Source organism: Klebsiella sp. KP20-425-1 (assembly GCF_025813515.1).
Lineage (GTDB): Bacteria > Pseudomonadota > Gammaproteobacteria > Enterobacterales > Enterobacteriaceae > Klebsiella > Klebsiella pneumoniae.
Genome location: NZ_CP109614.1, coordinates 864,899 through 881,899, shown reverse-complemented (window position 1 = coordinate 881,899; position 17,001 = coordinate 864,899). Strand labels below are relative to the sequence as shown.

The 17,001-nt window shown below is 56.2% G+C and carries 16 protein-coding genes; 9 read left to right on the top strand and 7 right to left on the bottom strand.

Annotated elements, in window-relative coordinates:
* Nucleotides 1–27: 27 nt before the first annotated feature.
* The 5 genes from mrkF to mrkA form a co-directional block, all read right to left on the bottom strand.
* Complete coding sequence (gene mrkF / locus OHJ17_RS04425) at nucleotides 28–663, bottom strand: type 3 fimbria minor subunit MrkF (protein ID WP_002916122.1); 636 nt, start codon at nucleotides 661–663, stop codon at nucleotides 28–30.
* Between the two features lie 13 nt (nucleotides 664–676).
* On the bottom strand, nucleotides 677–1,672 hold the full coding sequence (mrkD, locus tag OHJ17_RS04420) for a type 3 fimbria adhesin subunit MrkD (protein ID WP_002916123.1): 996 nt from the start codon (nucleotides 1,670–1,672) through the stop codon (nucleotides 677–679).
* Nucleotides 1,663–4,149, bottom strand: coding sequence for a type 3 fimbria usher protein MrkC (gene mrkC / locus OHJ17_RS04415; protein ID WP_000813718.1), 2,487 nt, complete (start codon nucleotides 4,147–4,149; stop codon nucleotides 1,663–1,665). Before mrkC ends, mrkD begins: the two co-directional genes overlap by 10 nt.
* A gap of 11 nt (nucleotides 4,150–4,160) precedes the next feature.
* Complete coding sequence (gene mrkB / locus OHJ17_RS04410; protein ID WP_000820818.1) at nucleotides 4,161–4,862, bottom strand: type 3 fimbria chaperone MrkB; 702 nt, start codon at nucleotides 4,860–4,862, stop codon at nucleotides 4,161–4,163.
* 95 nt (nucleotides 4,863–4,957) lie between these two features.
* Nucleotides 4,958–5,566, bottom strand: coding sequence for a type 3 fimbria major subunit MrkA (gene mrkA, locus OHJ17_RS04405; protein ID WP_000756959.1), 609 nt, complete (start codon nucleotides 5,564–5,566; stop codon nucleotides 4,958–4,960).
* Between the two features lie 705 nt (nucleotides 5,567–6,271).
* Here mrkA and OHJ17_RS04400 point away from each other — a divergent pair.
* Nucleotides 6,272–6,481: a YdgH/BhsA/McbA family protein gene (locus OHJ17_RS04400; protein ID WP_002916131.1), complete on the top strand. Its 210-nt coding sequence runs from the start codon at nucleotides 6,272–6,274 to the stop codon at nucleotides 6,479–6,481.
* 95 nt (nucleotides 6,482–6,576) lie between these two features.
* Here the strand turns inward: OHJ17_RS04400 and OHJ17_RS04395 are convergent, their stop codons facing one another.
* Entirely contained in the window at nucleotides 6,577–7,473 is an 897-nt protein-coding gene (locus tag OHJ17_RS04395; protein WP_004151952.1) for an EamA family transporter, read from the bottom strand.
* A gap of 81 nt (nucleotides 7,474–7,554) precedes the next feature.
* Here OHJ17_RS04395 and OHJ17_RS04390 point away from each other — a divergent pair, with 81 nt between their 5' ends.
* Nucleotides 7,555–8,061 carry a MarR family winged helix-turn-helix transcriptional regulator gene (locus OHJ17_RS04390; RefSeq protein ID WP_002916184.1) on the top strand — a complete coding sequence of 169 codons (507 nt, stop codon included), beginning with the start codon at nucleotides 7,555–7,557 and terminating at the stop codon, nucleotides 8,059–8,061.
* On the opposite strand, the gene OHJ17_RS04385 is transcribed toward OHJ17_RS04390, so the two are convergent.
* On the bottom strand, nucleotides 8,058–9,014 hold the full coding sequence (locus tag OHJ17_RS04385; RefSeq protein ID WP_002916185.1) for a nickel/cobalt transporter: 957 nt from the start codon (nucleotides 9,012–9,014) through the stop codon (nucleotides 8,058–8,060). The two genes, OHJ17_RS04390 and OHJ17_RS04385, sit on opposite strands and share 4 nt — an antisense overlap.
* An 818-nt stretch (nucleotides 9,015–9,832) precedes the next feature.
* Between OHJ17_RS04385 and OHJ17_RS26380 the strand changes: the two genes are divergently transcribed.
* The 7 genes from OHJ17_RS26380 (at nucleotide 9,833) to OHJ17_RS04355 (ending at nucleotide 16,994) form a co-directional block, all read left to right on the top strand.
* Complete coding sequence (locus tag OHJ17_RS26380) at nucleotides 9,833–10,081, top strand: hypothetical protein (protein WP_002916186.1); 249 nt, start codon at nucleotides 9,833–9,835, stop codon at nucleotides 10,079–10,081.
* A 150-nt stretch (nucleotides 10,082–10,231) separates the two neighbouring features.
* Entirely contained in the window at nucleotides 10,232–10,837 is a 606-nt protein-coding gene (gene fimB, locus OHJ17_RS04380) for a type 1 fimbria switch DNA invertase FimB (protein ID WP_004151951.1), read from the top strand.
* 465 nt (nucleotides 10,838–11,302) lie between these two features.
* Nucleotides 11,303–11,911 carry a type 1 fimbria switch DNA invertase FimE gene (gene fimE, locus OHJ17_RS04375; RefSeq protein ID WP_002916189.1) on the top strand — a complete coding sequence of 203 codons (609 nt, stop codon included), beginning with the start codon at nucleotides 11,303–11,305 and terminating at the stop codon, nucleotides 11,909–11,911.
* Between the two features lie 479 nt (nucleotides 11,912–12,390).
* The gene (gene fimA, locus OHJ17_RS04370; protein ID WP_002916190.1) at nucleotides 12,391–12,939 is read left to right on the top strand and encodes a type 1 fimbrial major subunit FimA; all 549 of its coding nucleotides are present in this window, start codon (nucleotides 12,391–12,393) and stop codon (nucleotides 12,937–12,939) included.
* A gap of 70 nt (nucleotides 12,940–13,009) precedes the next feature.
* Nucleotides 13,010–13,546: a type 1 fimbrial minor subunit FimI gene (locus tag OHJ17_RS04365; protein ID WP_004174507.1), complete on the top strand. Its 537-nt coding sequence runs from the start codon at nucleotides 13,010–13,012 to the stop codon at nucleotides 13,544–13,546.
* Between the two features lie 67 nt (nucleotides 13,547–13,613).
* Complete coding sequence (locus OHJ17_RS04360; RefSeq protein ID WP_045327653.1) at nucleotides 13,614–14,300, top strand: fimbria/pilus periplasmic chaperone; 687 nt, start codon at nucleotides 13,614–13,616, stop codon at nucleotides 14,298–14,300.
* 81 nt (nucleotides 14,301–14,381) lie between these two features.
* Nucleotides 14,382–16,994, top strand: coding sequence for a fimbrial biogenesis usher protein (locus OHJ17_RS04355; protein WP_004900404.1), 2,613 nt, complete (start codon nucleotides 14,382–14,384; stop codon nucleotides 16,992–16,994).
* The last annotated feature ends 7 nt before the right edge of the window (nucleotides 16,995–17,001 follow it).

Here is a 17,001-nt window from a genome sequence, read left to right as displayed (position 1 = left end):
CGGGAATTCCCGGCTTTTTAACGTCACTTAATTATAAACTAATTCCCACGTTGCCCAGCTGGTAATCGGCCCGCTGGTGGCGCTTTTCGGCGTTGGCGAAACATAGCCAACGTAATAGGTGAACAGGCCGCCGCTGACCGCGCTTTCCTGCAAACGCACCTGATTTTGCTGCGGGTCCGCCGGGACAATTTTATTACTCTTATCCAGAGTATTATTATCGTTAGTCGATAGGGCCAGATAAATATTCTGCGCTCCATCCGGCAAGGTATTGGCCAGATACCCGGCGTTTTCGTTACCGACCGCCGTCAGTAAAAAACCATCGACCCAGCGCACGCTGACCCGACGCACCTCATCCTGCGAGGCTGCCCCACCATCATGGCGCAGCTGGCAGTTTGACAGTGCCAGGGTAAACGGCTGCGGTTTCATAAACGCCCCGGCCCCGCGATCGTGGACTTCCGCCAGGCTGACCGGCGCCAGCCAGACATTACCGCTGCCGGCATGCTGGCCGCCGTTTAGCGCGACGCTACAGGAAATATCCGTCACCCGCCCGGCAAAATCGACCCGTCCGCGATCGTAATTGGTCTCAAAACCCCACGCCGAGGGGGCGGCGAGGCTGCCGCAAAATAGCAGCCACGCGATAGTGTTTTTCGGCAATCCCTTCATTCCCCCTCCCGTATTAATCGTACGTCAGGTTAAAGATCATATGCGACTCCACCTCGCCGGTGCTGGTCGTCGGGCCATACTGATAAAAACGCGCGTGCAGCGGTATGGTGATGTAGCGGGTCTCCTGATTATTCAAGCGGCCGACGGTGTATTTCTTATTAAACTGCAGCGGGGAGCCATCCTTCAGCACCTGGATGCCAATGCCTTTCGCCATCCCGCTGCCGGCTTTTTCATTCAGCAAGGCGCCCATGGTAGCGGTAGTGCTGGTGGCCAGGGTACCGGAGAACGAGGTGCTAATGTTGGCATATCCCGTTTCACTCAGGCCGCCGCTGCACTGCAGGTCGATATTAAAATCCTTCCCGCCGGCGGTGGTGCCGACCCCTTTCAGGTCGGTGCGCCGGATGGAACCCACATCGACATTCATATTTTTCCCGCTCAGCACCGAACAGGAGGGCGAGACCACGGTGATGGCGTTGGCGCTCAGATAGGTTTCGAGGATCGGGTTACCGCCGCTCTCCCAGTCGTAGGAGGTGTACTTACCCGCCGCCAGGGTGCCGCTGCCGGTGGTTGCCGCGGTTTTGATAATCTGCAGCGTAAAGCGCGACCCTTCGAGGGAATAGTTGGTGGTGTTATATACCCGGGACGAAAAGACGTCGGGATAGACGATATTTACCGTTGCGCCGCCGCGGCTGAAACGCATGCCGATTCCCGGCACGTTGGTGGAGTAGATTTTATTTCCAAGGTCCGTGGCCCCTGGCGACACGATCTTCGCCGCAAAGCGGTTGGTGCCGGAAGTACAGCGATAGCTTGCCCCGCCGGGAGCGCTCATCGTCCAGTCGCGGGTAAGGATCACCGAGCCCACCGGCAGATCCGGGGGCACCACCACCCTGCCCACCACCATGTCCAGCATCACCGTTGGCGATGAGAGACGCGTACAGGAGGCCCAGGACGAGGTGGTTCCCAGCGCCATTAAGACGATAAAAAGCGTTAGTAATTTCCTCAGCGACATACGCTATCCTTTGTTGTTTGCTGTCCCAGATCCACCGAACACTGCCCGCCGCTCCACTTCACAATCGCGCGTTTGGCGTTCGCATCGCTGATAAACATCATGCTGCCCTGGCCGACAACGCCGATCTCCTTGCCGTCGGGGGAGAAAATACTTGCCGCAAACGGCAACGGCTCGTGGTTCGCCTGGCGCGCCTGCAGGGTGAGGTTGTTCTGCACCTTAGTGCCGAACGCGACCTTAACCACGCTGCCTTCCCACGGCACAACCTGCGCCACGGTGCGATCGAAGGCCACGTCGTCATGGCTGCCTTTCGGGTCGATTTCCACGGCGTTAATCCGGTACGGGCGCAGATACGGCAGGATGGCGTAACCATTGCTGTCCACACGGGTGCCCGGCGATCCCGGAAGCATCGCCCCGGCCGCGTCTTTGGCTTCAATCAGGGCCATCGTCGAGCCGCTTTCCGGTGAGAGCACCACGCCGCCGCTGTGGGCGATCATCGTCCCGCTGGCGCCAATGCCGCTCTGACGATAGCCTTCGCCCTGGCTGTAGCTGCCGTTGAGGGTGGTCCATGGCGTACGGTAGCTGCCGTTGAGCGCCACATCATGCTGACCGCCGGTGGCGGTGGTGGTCGACACGCCGTAGTTAAGGTTGTTTTCACTGTCCAGCGAACCGTTGATACCAATCTGCGAGCTGGCAAAGCGCGAGTTATTGAACGAGGTGTTCGACGTCAGGTTGGCGGTGCGGTTATCGCCAAACCACAGCGGGTAGCTGAAGTTGAGTGAAATACGATCGTCGCGACGATGACCGGAGCTGTCTGGCGTATAGACGCGCTGCGCGCTCGCCGACCAGGAGAGACGACCAAATGAATTGTTGTAGCTGACCTGATACTGCTTCTCGGTCCCGGAGCGGTTCCAGTAATCGGAGATACGGCCGCTGAGATAAAACCCGCCCCAGCCGTCCGGCAGGTTCTGGTTCACCGTGAAGGTCATGCCGTTTTTTTGCCGCCACAGGGTGTAGTTGCTGCGACTATTTTTTTCCTGATCGACGGCGTACAGCGCGTCGTTGAGGTTGTAATAACCTTTCGTCGAGTAGCGATACGCCGCCAACACGATGCTGGTCTGGGTATCGGTAAACATGCGGTTAAAGGTCGCGCGATAGCTCTGACCCGAGTCATCATGGGCATCGCTCTTCAACCGCGAATGGGTGACGTCAAAAGAGAGCGCGCCGATGCCGGTGTTCATCCCGGTCCCCACCAGGAAGGCCTGATAGTCGTCAAAACCGGTGACCCCGGTGTAGCCGGTCAACAGGTTGTTGATCCCGTGCTGCCAGGTCGCCTGATAGAGCATCGGCTTGTTGCGCAGCGCGCTGTCGTCCACTTTACCGGCGGAGAGCGCGTAGCGGGTCATGCCCGGGCGCAGCAGCTGGGCGACGGAGGCGTAAGGCACGCTAAACACTTCTACCGAGCCATCCGCTTCTTTCACCGAGACCTCAAGATCGCTGCCATAGCCGGAAGGATAGACATCCTGCAGGGTAAACGGTCCGGGCGGAACGGTGGTCTGATAGATAATATTGCTGCCCTGGCGCACGGTGACGAGGGCGTTGCTCTGCGCCACGCCGCGAATTTCCGGAGCATACGAGCGCATGCCGTCCGGGAACATATTGTCATCGGTGGAAAGATTAACCCCGCGCAGACCGATGGTGTCGAAAAATTCACCATTGGTGAAAATCTGCCCGCCGCTGACGATGGAGTTGAGCTGTGGGATAGGGCGCTGGAGATAGGTCTGGTTGCTGTTCCAGTGCGCTTTACCCTGCTGCTGCTGCCAGTTCAGGTTGCCGATGTGCTTCAGCAGCCAGCCGTCCCACGACAGTCCGGCGTTGACGCCCAGATAGGCGCTGCTGTTATCCGACCCGCCTACCGAAGAGGTATGGCTGTTCCAGGCGTTCGCCATCCAGCCAAGATTGAGCGCGGTAATACCTTTGTCCCAGAACTCCGGGCTGACATAGTTTTTCAGGCGTTGATCTTCATAGATCTGCGGTACCGAAATGTTCAACCGCAGGGAGGACTGGACCAGGTTGTCTTTGACGTTTTCTTCGTTGCGCCAGGATTTGAGGCTACCGCAGTAGCCCTCCTGCTCGCTCAGCTGCGGATTGAGCTTTTCCGCCGCGATGCCATATTGGGCCAGCATCGCTTTGGTGTAGCAGACGCCCAGCCGACCATCTTTATCGCGCGCGATGCGTAAATCGTAGCGCCCTTTCCACTCGTCGTTGGTGTAGACGTCAAGGGAGTAAGTGCCTTCGGTAATCGCGCTGGTCGAAAAGCGCGACAGATCGACCTTTTCGCGACTGCCGACAATAAAGCCGTCGTTAAACTGATATACCGTTCCCGGGTTTTCCTGTCCGCTGGAAAATGGCGGAAAGCAGCACAGCGCGATGGCGATCGCGGTGCTTAATCTTCCCGGGCAGAATGACCTCTGCTTCATTAGCTTTTCCCTTATTTAACGGCCACTTTCACTGCGACATCGGCGCCATAGTCATTAATGTTGTTAACGGTCAGGGTTTCGCCGCGGTTGACGGCGGAGGAGAGCGCCACCGTCTGGCTGGACTGCGGCGCCAGCATCACGGTTTTACTGTTCAGGGCTTTACCGCCGTCGCGGGAAATACGGCTGACGGTAATGTAGAACGGCGTCGGGTTGTTGATGGCGAGACTACTGCCGCTGGCGGTCAGGGTCAGCTTCTCGGCCGCCGCATCGCGGTTGCCCAGTCCGGCAGGACGATAAATAAATTTAAAGCGCGAACGGATCGCCAGCTGCAGCACGTTCTGGCCTTCATTTTTCTGATTGGCCACCACCGGCGGAATTTCCAGCAGATTCAGCCACCACAGCGTCTCTTTATCTTTCGCCAGACCGGCGCTGCTGCCGAGCTTAATACGCAGCGTCTGGCCGCTCTTGGCGTCAACGCGCGAAATCGGCGGGGTGATAATAAACGGGGTGGTAATGGTATCCGGTGTGGCATCGGCATCGCCGTTATCCAGCCAGGCCTGCGCCAGCGCCGGACGGTCGGCGTTATTTGAAAGCTGTACCGTTATTTCTTTTTCATTTCCTGGATAAATAAAGCGGGTACCGTTAACAATAATATTGTTGGCATGGGCCGCAAAACTAAAAATGAAACAGAAAAAAAGGGCAATACGCTTCATGCTGACCTCAGAATAAAAATACAAGCGGCGGACATTGCCGCTTTATTATTGTTATTAACTGCCCCATCGCGGGGCAGTTTTATTTTCTGACGGAATTACTGGTAAGTAATTTCGTAAGTCGCGTAGCTGTTAACCACACCGGTGGTTACCGTGGTCGGCGCGCTGGTGGCGTAGCCTACGTAGTAGGTGAAACGCGCGCCATCAGCTACAGCGGAAGCGTCGCCTTTCGCTTTCGGCTGAGTGCTGTCACCCGGGATGATTTTGTTGGTCAGCGCGGTAGCGTTGTCAGTAGACAGCACCAGCTGGATGTTCTGAGCACCGGAAGCTTCGGTGTTCGCCAGGTAGCCCTGTTGTTTGCTGGTTGCGCCAGCCAGCAGGTTACCGCCGGTCCAGTTCACGCCCAGTTTGCTTACGTCATCCTGTTTAGTGCCATCAGCAGCCTGGCAGTTAGAGACGTCAATGGTGAAAGATTTCGGTTTCAGGTAAGTATCCGCTGCTGCCGCTTTAACTTCAGTCAGGGTTACCGGAGACAGGTAAACGTTCGCATCGCTGCCCTGGCCGTTAACGGAAACAGTACAGGATACATCGGTAACTTTACCGAAGAAATTAACCTGGCCGCCGCCAACATTGGTATCAGCTGCATGGGCAGCAGTCATGCCAAAAAACGCGGTTGCCATTGCTGCAGAGAGAAGAACCTTTTTCATTGCCATTTCCTTGTCAGAGTGAATTACGAATCAATGAGCACACTGTGAATTCGCATAGAACCAGAAACATCAGGCGATGCTGATTTATGCCACTGCTAATAGAATCTTCGACTGACCGGGAGCCGCAATATTTAAGGCGTCAGGTAACGAACCTAAAAATATAAGTTCGCTGGTGCTATCGGCGTCAAAGAATGCTATTTATTCGCCGACAAATATACATTTGTTCACGTTTCATTAAGTTATATAACAGATAACCATCGACTATTAATAAACAGCCATTGATAGATGAAAACGCGAGGGTGGTTGTTTACAGCGCAGCAAGCCTAACGCCAGAGCGAGAGAAAGTGACCGCAACAGCATGCAGAAAAAGCCCTCGGAAGGCCATCGCGATAAGTCTGAATCTGCCTTTGCGGTGGTGAAAACAGCACCAAACCATTCACACAACGAATGGTGAAAGCATGAATGAGGCGCATTCCTCTCCCTGAACAAGGGCAGCCCATGTGATCCCCCCTTTCAGAAACAAATCATTAATCCATTGTTTTTAAACTAAAAAATAGATAAACGATCATGTTTACGCCATCAAACCGCCATAAAAATGTGATCTAAATCGCACTTTTTGCCACGCGCGTTATAGTTAGCAGGCTTATTATAAGTCCATCGAAAGCAAACATGCTTTCCACCATAAAAGTTAAAAGGACAAACACCATGAAAAACGTAAAATTACTCGCCGCTGCCGGTATGCTCTCCCTGGTCTCTTTCGCTAGCTTCGCTCATCCGGTGAGCGTGACAGCAGACACCCTGGACAGCGCAGAAGCGAAAATCGCAACCATTGCGAAAGAACAAGGCGCTTCCTATCACATTACCGAAGCGTACACCGGCAACCAGGTCCATATGACCGCCGAGCTGTCTAAATAAGCGAATGGTTGCAGAGGGAGCTGCCGGACAGGCCGCCTGCGGGTGGCTGGTCTGGCTCCCGCCGCCCACCCCGCACGCAGCAATGTCGAGCCCCGTTACGGGGCTTTTTTCGTTTTTGCTCCCGCCGCCTGACGCGCCAGCGCGCGCTGGATAGACAGCACGCTCGCCAGCACCACGATCAATCCCATCAGCGCCATCCCCTGGATCTTTTGTCCGAGGAATATCCATCCCAGTACCACGGCGGTCACCGGGCTCAGCAGACTCATCGCCGACACGGCCACCGGTGAGAGGCGGCCAATCCCCCGAAACCACAGGCCATAGGCCAGCATGGCGCCCGCCAGGCACAGCCACAGATAGCCGGCCGCCTGCAGCACTGTTACCTGATGCAAAGGAGGGTCAACGATCAGCGCCACCGGGGCCAGCACCACCCCACCGATCGTCAGCTGCCAGCCGGTCAGCGCGACGATCGGCAGGGAGAGCGCCCAGCGCCGGGAGAGCCAGGTGCCCAGCGCCATACTGATCGCCCCGAGAAACGCCGCGCCGATGCCCAGCGGGTCGAGTACGGTGTGCGGCGACAGCAGCAGCATGGCCATACCGAGTATGCCGGCGATGGCGGAGAACACCGCCAGCCAGGGCGAGCGCTGCCGGTCGACACACCAGGCGAGGAGCATCACCAGCAGCGGCTGGATCGCGCCGATCACCGCCGCCAGCCCGCCGGGTAAGCGATAGGCGGCGATAAACAACAGCGCCTGAAACGCGCCGATATTTAAGATGCCGGTAACGATCAGCTTTGCCCATTCGCCGCGTTGCGGAAAACGACGGCTCCAGATCAGCAGGGCGATACCTGCCGGCAGCACCCTCAGCAGCGCAGCAATAAATGGGCGGTCAGGGGGAAGAAACTGGGAGGTGACGATGTAGGTCGTCCCCCAGATAGCGGGCGCCAGCGCGGTGAGCAGCAGGTCGAGAATCAGATTACGTGAGAGAAAAGCCATGATTTTATCTTCACTTCAAGGTAAATTAGTGAGTGAAGTATGTACCGCCAAGTATCTTGATATCAAGACAAGTGAGCACTAATGGACAAATCACCGCCGATCGACGCCGTGGATCGCATCCTCGCCCAGTGGCAGCGGGAGCGGCCAGACCTCGACTGCAGCCCCATGGGGCCGATAGGTCGCCTGAAACGATGCGCTATGCTGCTGGAGCCGCAGGTGGAAGTGGCCTTTACGCGCCACGATCTGGTGCGCTGGGAGTTTGACATGCTGGCGACGCTGCGGCGCGCCGGAGCGCCTTTCGTACTTTCGCCCACCCAGCTCTTCTCCACGCTGATGATTACCTCCGGCACCATGACCCATCGTCTGAAGGCGCTGGAGAAACGCGGGTTTATTACCCGCCTGCCCAATCCGGAGGATGCCCGCAGTATGCTGGTCGCCCTGACTTCCGCCGGACGCGAACGGATCGATGCCGCAGTGGAAACCCACGTCGACAACGAACGGCAACTGCTGGCAGGACTCAGTGACGGTGAACGCCAGCAGTTGGATCAGGCGCTGCGGGTGTTGATGCGACTGCTGGAAACGGGCTAACAGCCAGCGGCGATAAAGTCGCCGTTGGCGCTGATCGGCACCACGCTGAAAAACAATCCCACGGCAAAGAGGATCAGCGCCAGACCGCCGAGGATCTTCACCAACGGTACCAGCCAGGGCCGCGGGCGGTGATTCGTGGCCAATCGTTTGACCGTCCGATGGCGCGCATAGTGAACCAGTAGCGACAGACCGAGGATCGAGAGCGCGGTGCCCAGCGCCATGCTCATCACCGCGGCGATGCCCCAGCTAACAATCCCCAACGCATTGGCGAATAATAAAATCATGATCGCCCCGCTACAGGGCCGAACGCCGATAGCCAGCACCACGCCAAGGCGCGTCTTCCAGTCAGCGCCCTGCAGATCCTGCCCCACGCCGTGATGGCCGCAGCCGCACGAGGCGTCATGCTGATGCGCTGGCGTCAGACGGCGAATCACCTGTTTTGTCGGCCACAGGCTTTGCAGAGCGCGAAAGATAACATAAGCCCCAAAGACGCCGATGGTCAGGGCGCTGATCTTCTCGACGTACCAGCGGCTGGCGCTAAGATAGCCGGCGGCCAGATTCAGCCCCACCGCAAGAATAAAGACGAAGAGTATCGCAGTGACGCCCTGTAACAGGCTGCCGAGAAAGGGCACCACCCGCGCCGCCGTCAGGCTCTCCTGATTGGTGCTCAGGTAGGTCGTCACGATAAATTTACCGTGTCCCGGTCCGACGGCGTGCAGCACGCCATAGAGAAAGGCCCCCACCAGCAGCCAGATACCGCCGCTGTACTGATGGTTATTCAGCAACAGAAGGTACATCACCAGATAGCGATGCAGGGTAATTTGGGTGGCGAGACACCACTGGAGAAAGTCACCCCAGTGGCTGTGCAAGGTGATAGCGGCGGCCAGCAGTAGAAGGCCGCCGCACCCGGCCGCCAGCAGGCGCCAGTCGCGGAGCGCAATCGGAGTCGTCATCGTTATACCATTGTAGTAAACGTAAACCGCCTGACAGCAACTTTACGACAGGCGAGCGAAGGTGTCAGCGCTGAAGGGTGAGGAATTTGTCGAAGCTGTTCACGGGATTGTTCGTAGTCACCAGGCTCCGCATTATCTACCGATCGCTATCTTCCCGACACCGTATTAGCGCAGAATGCCTCAATATCTTGAGCATACCACAGCTATATCTTTTTATGCGTTATTGGTTACCAATACCTTTTAACAGGAATAATTACTCAAAAAATCACAGATAAAAATAAATAACTTATTTCTTGGCGAGCATTTTTTGTCAGTTATTATGCTGCGCTTCCGGCAAGAATATTCTTTAACTGCTATTTATTGTACTCTTCAGCAGGATCACTTCCATGAAAAGAGGCTTACTTACCCTGGTTACTGCTGCCATCGCTTTCCGTACAGGCCACCTGGCGCAGCGACAAGCGCCAGGAGGCACGTGACGAAAAGTGGTGAACCGGCAGGCTTCGGCGTATCCTGGATGTGAGTCCTTCCCGCGCCGAAGCGAGTATTCCAACCCGCCGCCAGACCGTGTCGCAATACTTACCTGTCCTCTACTACCTCCCATTGATATCTTCCTGTATACGTTGACCGTGACGAGTTTTCATCTCATTCAACCGCATGTACCAGATTAAGCTTACCCGTTGAAATACGGCGTAATGTGCTCTATTACAGACAATGCTATTATCACCAGGCTTTTTGCAGTATGGTTTAATCACTGTTGTAGTTTTGCAGTGAATGCTATCCAGACGACTTAAGGTTGTATTTTGTCTGAGAAATTTCTCATGCCATTCCCGAAGGTTGTCGGCGAGGGAGGCTGGTTTACAGGGGTGACATTGCCCAGTAAACAGGCAATCAATCATGACGGCATTGATAGCCGCCTTGCCGTGGCCGGAAGCCCAAGCCTTCATCATCATGCGGGTATCATCAAGAGGATCAGGGATGTACAGGACGTGGAAACCCCCAGGAAAGATTCATCAGTTCAGCCAGCTCACCCTTTCTTTACCCTTCAGATCGCGGCCTCTTATCGTTAGCAATGGAGCTAGCCCATGATACCGCTCGCGCTCGTAGCAAATTAAAACGTTATCACCACGCTGTTTCAAAATAAAAAGGCAGTCAAATTTAACAATGACCTGACGCAGGCTCGGAAAACCAAAAATATGCCTGCAATAAAAGGGAAAACCATGACGAATAACGCCGACATAAAAAAAAGGAACTTCCTGACTCAGAATGAAATTGAGTCTTTACTTAAAGCGGCCGATACCGGTCCTTATGCTGCACGTAATTATTGCCTGACGTTACTGTGCTTCATCCATGGTCTGCGCGCCAGCGAGATCTGTCGTCTACGAATATCGGATATCGACCTTGCTGCCCGATGTGTTTACATCCATCGGCTTAAAAAAGGGTTTTCGACTACCCACCCGTTGCTGGATAAAGAGATCTACGCCCTAAAGCGCTGGCTGGCCATTCGCAGCAGCTGGCCGCAGGCCGCCAGCGAATGGCTATTTCTCTCCCGCAAAGGTAATCCCCTTTCCCGCCAACAGTTTTATCAGATTATCGCGTCCTCAGGGGGACTGGCGGGGCTGCCACTGGAGATCCACCCGCACATGCTGCGGCACTCCTGTGGCTTTGCGTTGGCGAATATGGGGATCGATACCCGCTTGATACAGGATTATCTCGGGCATCGCAATATCCGCCACACCGTCTGGTATACCGCCAGCAATGCGGGGCGCTTCTATGGCATCTGGGACAATCCCCGTGACAAACAGCGATCGTCGCTGATCCAATAGCCTTGACGCCATGGATGGCGTTGTATCGCGAGCGGTCGACAAATTAAAATATTCATGATTATTAACCCTGCGTTAATTAGGATTACTGTTCCCACAAGTTCTTATTTAATCCTTATGACTGAGAGTTAATATAACCCTGCGTTTACTCAGGAATAAGACTGGGTATTTATTGGTGGGAAAAAATTTCCGCGGCTGTGTTTTTAATAACGGCTGGTAGTGAAAAATATCCTTTCATTTTATATACCTGGCGGCAACCCGCACAGATACTATTGAGCCGATGATTAAAATCTTTAAAATTAAGAATTATCACCCGACGATATTTTTAGTGTCTGGCAATGTAATATGTTATCAATTCGTGATTAATCATCTTCACCCTGTACCGTTTTAGCATTACAGAACCTTTCTCGTCATGGCGTATGGTTTCGCTGTGACGGTCATTCATACCTATTTTCAGGAGCAACTATTGTGAACCGACGTCGTTTTCTAACCGCCAAAGAAGTTCAGGCCATGATGCAGGCTGCTCGTCAGGGCCCTACCGGCGAACGGGACTACTGCCTCATTCTGCTGGCCTTTCGCCATGGCATGCGCATTAGCGAACTGCTGGATCTGCATTATCACGATCTGGATCTCCATGAAGGGCGGGTTAATGTGCGGCGATTAAAGAATGGTTTTTCGACGATTCATCCACTGCGTTTTGATGAGCGCGAGGCGATTGAGCGCTGGAGCCTGGTCCGTGCCGGCTGGAAAGCGGCGGACAAAACGGACGCACTGTTTATCTCCCGCCGCGGCACCGCGCTCTCCCGCCAGCAGGCGTATCGTATTATTCGCTCCGCCGGGGAAAATGCGGGTACCGTCACGCACACTCACCCCCATATGCTGCGTCACGCCTGCGGCTATGAACTGGCTGAAAGAGGGACAGATACGCGTTTGATACAGGATTATCTAGGACATCGCAATATTCGTCACACAGTACGTTACACCGCCAGTAATGCGGCACGTTTCGCTGGCATCTGGGAAAGAAATAATCTTTTAGAGGAAAAAGACCAGAAGACGAAAAATGAAATAACAGATTGATTTTAAAGAATTAAAAAAATAACGAACAGGTCAATTGGGGCCAAACTGTTTATATCATAAAAATGTTTTGACATATTTTGCAACTCACTGCGCCATATTTCCGCAAAAAAAATCATATCTCATTGATTATTATCTATTTTTAAACCTGCAATTACTCACTTTTCTCTAACCATATCTCTGCTGCACCGGCGATCCGTCGCCAACGCCATCGCTATTCCTTTCGCACCCCCTCCCACCACACCAGATTATATTACCATAAAAACCAAATTTGGCAGCATTTAAAACCACAGAATACCAGGTTGACACAAAATACAGATCATTTATCCCAACGAGTCAAAATGGCCCCAATTGTCTCATCGGTTGGGCGAAAACTGTGCAGAGCCGGCAGCCGGACCACTCGGCTGAAATCTGAAATGCCTGGAAGGCACAACGGCTGCCAATCCGGTTCGTTATTTCGACATCGTTCAAAGGAAAACAGTATGAAAATCAAAACACTGGCAATGATTGTTGTGTCAGCCCTGTCACTGAGCTCCACGGCAGCTCTGGCCGATACCACCACGGTCAACGGCGGGACCGTGCATTTTAAAGGAGAAGTCGTTAATGCGGCCTGTGCGGTGGATGCCGGCTCTATCGATCAAACCGTTCAGTTAGGCCAGGTGCGTTCCGCGAAACTGGCCACGGCGGGGAGCACCAGTTCGGCCGTCGGTTTCAACATCCAGCTGGATGATTGCGACACTACGGTAGCCACCAAAGCGTCCGTCGCCTTCGCCGGTACGGCCATCGACAGCAGCAATACCACCGTTCTGGCCCTGCAAAACTCTGCCGCTGGCAGCGCAACCAACGTCGGCGTGCAGATCCTCGATAATACCGGTACGCCACTGGCACTGGACGGCGCCACCTTCAGTGCTGCGACCACGCTGAATGACGGCCCCAACATCATCCCGTTCCAGGCACGTTACTACGCGACCGGCGCAGCGACGGCTGGTATAGCGAACGCGGATGCCACGTTCAAAGTGCAGTACGAGTAAGACCCGAGTCAGGCAGGGAAGCTATTCGGGCCAGGAGGGCCCGCTCTCTATTTTCAACCGGAGTGAAACGATGCAGGGAATGAAATCTGGTCTGCTGCTGCTACTGCCTCCGCTGGCGCTGGCCGGTAATCATTGGAACGTCACGCTGCCGGGGGGCAGCATGCGTTTTCAGGGCCTGATAATGGCGAGCTCCTGCCGCGTCGAAGCCGGCGATCGGCAGATGACGGTCAATCTGGGGCAGATCAGCAGTAATCGATTTCATGCCGTCGGCGAAGACAGCAACCCAATCCCTTTCGCGATTCATTTACAGGATTGCAGTACGGCGGTCAGCCAGCATGTGGGGGTGACCTTTCACGGCGTGGCTGATGGAAAAAACCCCGACGTGCTTTCGGTGGGTGAAGGTCCGGGGATCGCCAGTGGGATCGGTATTGCGCTATTCGACAGCCAGGGCCAGCAGCTCCCGCTCAATCGTCCAGCGGATCGCTGGATATCACTCTACCGCGGACCGACGACGCTAAATTTCGTCGCCAAATATCGGGCGACCGGACGCCAGGTCACCGGCGGTGCAGCCAATGCCCAGGCCTGGTTCTCATTGACCTATCAGTAATTAATCCGCAGACAAACAGGACAACACGGTGAGCAGACAAGGAGATAATGTGAGAAAAACGGCAACGATGGCGTATGGCTTACTGGCAGGATGTGTGCTTTTCGCCGCCAGTATCTTTAGCGCCAGCGCGCAGGCGGGCGTTGCGCTTGGCGCGACCCGGGTTATCTACCCGGCGGGACAGAAGCAGGTCCAGCTCGCGGTGACCAATAATGATGACAACAGTACCTGGCTTATTCAGTCATGGGTGGAAAATGCCGATGGTCAGCGAGACGGCCGGTTTGTCATCACTCCTCCGCTGTTTGCCATGCAGGGTAAAAAAGAGAACACCCTGCGCATTATCGACGCCACCAATAACCAGCTGCCGCAGGATCGGGAAAGTCTGTTCTGGATGAACGTGAAGGCGATCCCTTCGATGGATAAATCAAAGCTCAGCGACAATACCCTGCAGCTGGCGATTATCAGCCGCATCAAGCTCTACTACCGTCCGGGAAAACTGGCCCTGCCTCCGGATCAAGCGGCGGAAAAGCTGACCTTTAGCCGTAGCGGATCGTCGCTGACGCTGACGAACCCCACCCCCTATTACCTGACGGTGACCGAACTGAACGCCGGGACACGCATTCTGGAGAACGCCCTCGTACCGCCGATGGGCAAAACCAGCGTCAAGCTACCCGCGGATGCCGGGAACACCATCACCTATCGCACGATTAATGATTACGGCGCGCTGACGCCGAAAATGAATGGCGTGCTGCGCTAACCCAGAAGCGCCCCGCCGCGCGGGACACGCTGCGCATGACCAGAAGCAATGACAGCCGGGCAACGTCGGACCGGAGGGATAATGTCACATCGGAAATATGGACTGGATCATTTAGGTTGCCGAACTGCCCGGCGCCTGGTATCTCCGGCGCTGGCGCTGTGGCTCTGCTCACAGCCGTTTGCCGCGCGGGCGGACCTCTATTTTAACCCCCGCTTTTTAGCTGACGATCCGGCGGCGGTGGCTGACCTGTCGGGATTTGAAAAAGGCCAGGAGGTTCCGCCAGGCACCTATCGCGTCGATATTTATCTCAACAATGGTTTTATGACCACCCGAGACGTCACTTTCCAGGCCGATGCCCAGGGTCACGGTCTGTCACCCTGCCTGACACGCGGCCAGCTGGCGAGCATGGGTGTGGATACCGGTCGGGTGCCGGGCATGGCGACGCTGGACAGCACGGCCTGCGTGCCGCTGACCACGCTTATCAGCGAAGCTACCACGCGCTTCGACGTCGGACAGCAGCGCCTGTACCTCACCGTCCCCCAGGCATTTATGGGTAACCATGCGCGCGGCTATATTCCGCCGGAGCTGTGGGATAACGGTATCACCGCCGGGCTGATAAACTATAACTTCACGGGCAATAACGCCCATAACACCACAGGTGGCAGCAGCCGTTACGCCTATCTGAATCTACAGAGCGGCCTGAACATTGGCGCCTGGCGTCTGCGCGATAACAGCACCTGGAGCTACAGCAGCGGCGGTAGCACCTCATCCAACGAGAATCGCTGGCAGCACGTTAACAGCTGGCTTGAGCGGGACATCACGCCTCTGCGTTCGCGACTCACCCTAGGGGACAGCTACACCAACGGCGATGTCTTCGACGGGATCAACTTCCGCGGCGCCCAGCTGGCCTCCGACGACAATATGCTACCGGACAGCCAGAAAGGCTTTGCGCCGGTGATCCACGGGATCGCCCGCGGCACGGCGCAGGTGTCAATCAGGCAAAACGGCTACGAAATCTACCAGAGCACAGTGCCGCCGGGACCATTTACCATCGACGATCTCTACGCCGCGGGCAATGGCGGCGATCTGCAGGTCACGATCAAAGAAGCGGATGGCTCCCGCCAGGTCTTCAGCGTGCCCTGGTCAACGGTGCCGGTTCTCCAGCGTGAAGGCCATACCCGCTTCGCCCTCACCGCCGGGGAGTACCGCAGCGGCAACAGTCAGCAGGAAACGCCCGATTTTTTCCAGGGCACGGCCATGCATGGCCTGCCGGCAGGCTGGACGCTCTACGGCGGCACCCAACTGGCAGACCGCTATCGCGCCTTTAACCTTGGGGTGGGGAAAAACATGGGCTATTTCGGCGCCCTGTCGCTGGATATCACTCAGGCCAACGCCACCCTGGCTGACGACAGCGAACATCAGGGGCAGTCGGTGCGTTTTCTCTATAACAAATCCCTGGATGAGACCGGCACCAACCTGCAGCTGGTGGGCTACCGCTACTCTACCCGCGGCTATTATAACTTTGCCGATACCACTTACCGCCGGATGAGCGGCTACAGTGTGGAAACCCAGGACGGCGTTATCCAGGTAAAACCGAAATTTACCGACTACTACAATCTGGCTTACAGCAAGCGCGGCAAGGTGCAGCTGAGCGTGACTCAGCAGTTGGGGCGCACCGCCACCCTCTATCTCAGCGGTAGCCACCAGACTTACTGGGGCACCGACGATGCCGATGAGCAGCTGCAGGCCGGCCTCAACGCCGCCGTGGACGATATCAACTGGTCGCTAAGCTACAGCCTGACAAAAAACGCCTGGCAGCAGGGGCGCGATCAAATGCTGGCGATCAATATCAATATCCCCTTCAGCCACTGGCTGCGTTCCGACAGCCGCTCGGTCTGGCGGCACGCCAGCGCCAGCTACAGCCTGTCGCACGATCTCAATGGCCGCATGACCAATCTGGCGGGCCTGTACGGCACCCTGCTGGAAGACAACAACCTCAGCTATAGCGTGCAGACCGGCTATGCCGGCGGCGGCAACGGCGACAACGGGAGCACAGGCTACACCGCCCTCAACTACCGCGGCGGCTACGGCAACGCCAACGTCGGCTACAGCCGCAGCGATGGCTTTAAACAGCTCTACTACGGGGTCAGCGGCGGCGTGCTGGCGCACGCCAACGGCATCACCCTGAGCCAACCGTTAAACGATACCGTGGTGCTGGTGAAAGCCCCCGGCGCCGGCGGCGTGAAAGTGGAAAACCAGACCGGGGTACGCACCGACTGGCGCGGGTATGCCGTCCTGCCTTATGCCACTGAGTATCGCGAAAACCGGATCGCGCTGGATACCAACACCCTGGCGGACAATGTCGACCTTGACGATGCGGTGGTCAGCGTGGTGCCCACCCATGGGGCGATTGTCCGCGCCAACTTTAACGCCCAGGTGGGGATGAAGATCCTGATGACGCTGACCCATCGCGGCAAACCGGTGCCGTTTGGCGCCCTCGCCACCGGCGACAGCAACCAGAGCGGCAGCATCGTCGCGGACAACGGCCAGGTCTACCTGAGCGGGATGGCGCTGGCGGGCAAAGTGCGGGTGAAATGGGGCGATGGCCCGGACGCTCAGTGCGTGGCCGATTACCGTCTGCCGCCGGAGAGCCAGCAGCAGGCGCTCAGTCAGCTTTCGGTCGCGTGCCGCTAAGGAGATC

Coding starts and splice junctions, on each gene's coding strand:
- mrkF (WP_002916122.1), bottom strand. CDS start 663: ATGAAGGGATTGCCGAAAAACACTATCGCGTGGCTGCTATTTTGCGGC.
- mrkD (WP_002916123.1), bottom strand. CDS start 1,672: ATGTCGCTGAGGAAATTACTAACGCTTTTTATCGTCTTAATGGCGCTG.
- OHJ17_RS04385 (WP_002916185.1), bottom strand. CDS start 9,014: ATGACGACTCCGATTGCGCTCCGCGACTGGCGCCTGCTGGCGGCCGGG.
- fimB (WP_004151951.1), top strand. CDS start 10,232: ATGACGAATAACGCCGACATAAAAAAAAGGAACTTCCTGACTCAGAAT.
- mrkC (WP_000813718.1), bottom strand. CDS start 4,149: ATGAAGCAGAGGTCATTCTGCCCGGGAAGATTAAGCACCGCGATCGCC.
- OHJ17_RS04400 (WP_002916131.1), top strand. CDS start 6,272: ATGAAAAACGTAAAATTACTCGCCGCTGCCGGTATGCTCTCCCTGGTC.
- OHJ17_RS04365 (WP_004174507.1), top strand. CDS start 13,010: ATGCAGGGAATGAAATCTGGTCTGCTGCTGCTACTGCCTCCGCTGGCG.
- fimA (WP_002916190.1), top strand. CDS start 12,391: ATGAAAATCAAAACACTGGCAATGATTGTTGTGTCAGCCCTGTCACTG.
- OHJ17_RS26380 (WP_002916186.1), top strand. CDS start 9,833: ATGCCATTCCCGAAGGTTGTCGGCGAGGGAGGCTGGTTTACAGGGGTG.
- mrkA (WP_000756959.1), bottom strand. CDS start 5,566: ATGAAAAAGGTTCTTCTCTCTGCAGCAATGGCAACCGCGTTTTTTGGC.
- OHJ17_RS04395 (WP_004151952.1), bottom strand. CDS start 7,473: ATGGCTTTTCTCTCACGTAATCTGATTCTCGACCTGCTGCTCACCGCG.
- OHJ17_RS04390 (WP_002916184.1), top strand. CDS start 7,555: ATGGACAAATCACCGCCGATCGACGCCGTGGATCGCATCCTCGCCCAG.
- mrkB (WP_000820818.1), bottom strand. CDS start 4,862: ATGAAGCGTATTGCCCTTTTTTTCTGTTTCATTTTTAGTTTTGCGGCC.
- OHJ17_RS04360 (WP_045327653.1), top strand. CDS start 13,614: ATGGCGTATGGCTTACTGGCAGGATGTGTGCTTTTCGCCGCCAGTATC.
- OHJ17_RS04355 (WP_004900404.1), top strand. CDS start 14,382: ATGTCACATCGGAAATATGGACTGGATCATTTAGGTTGCCGAACTGCC.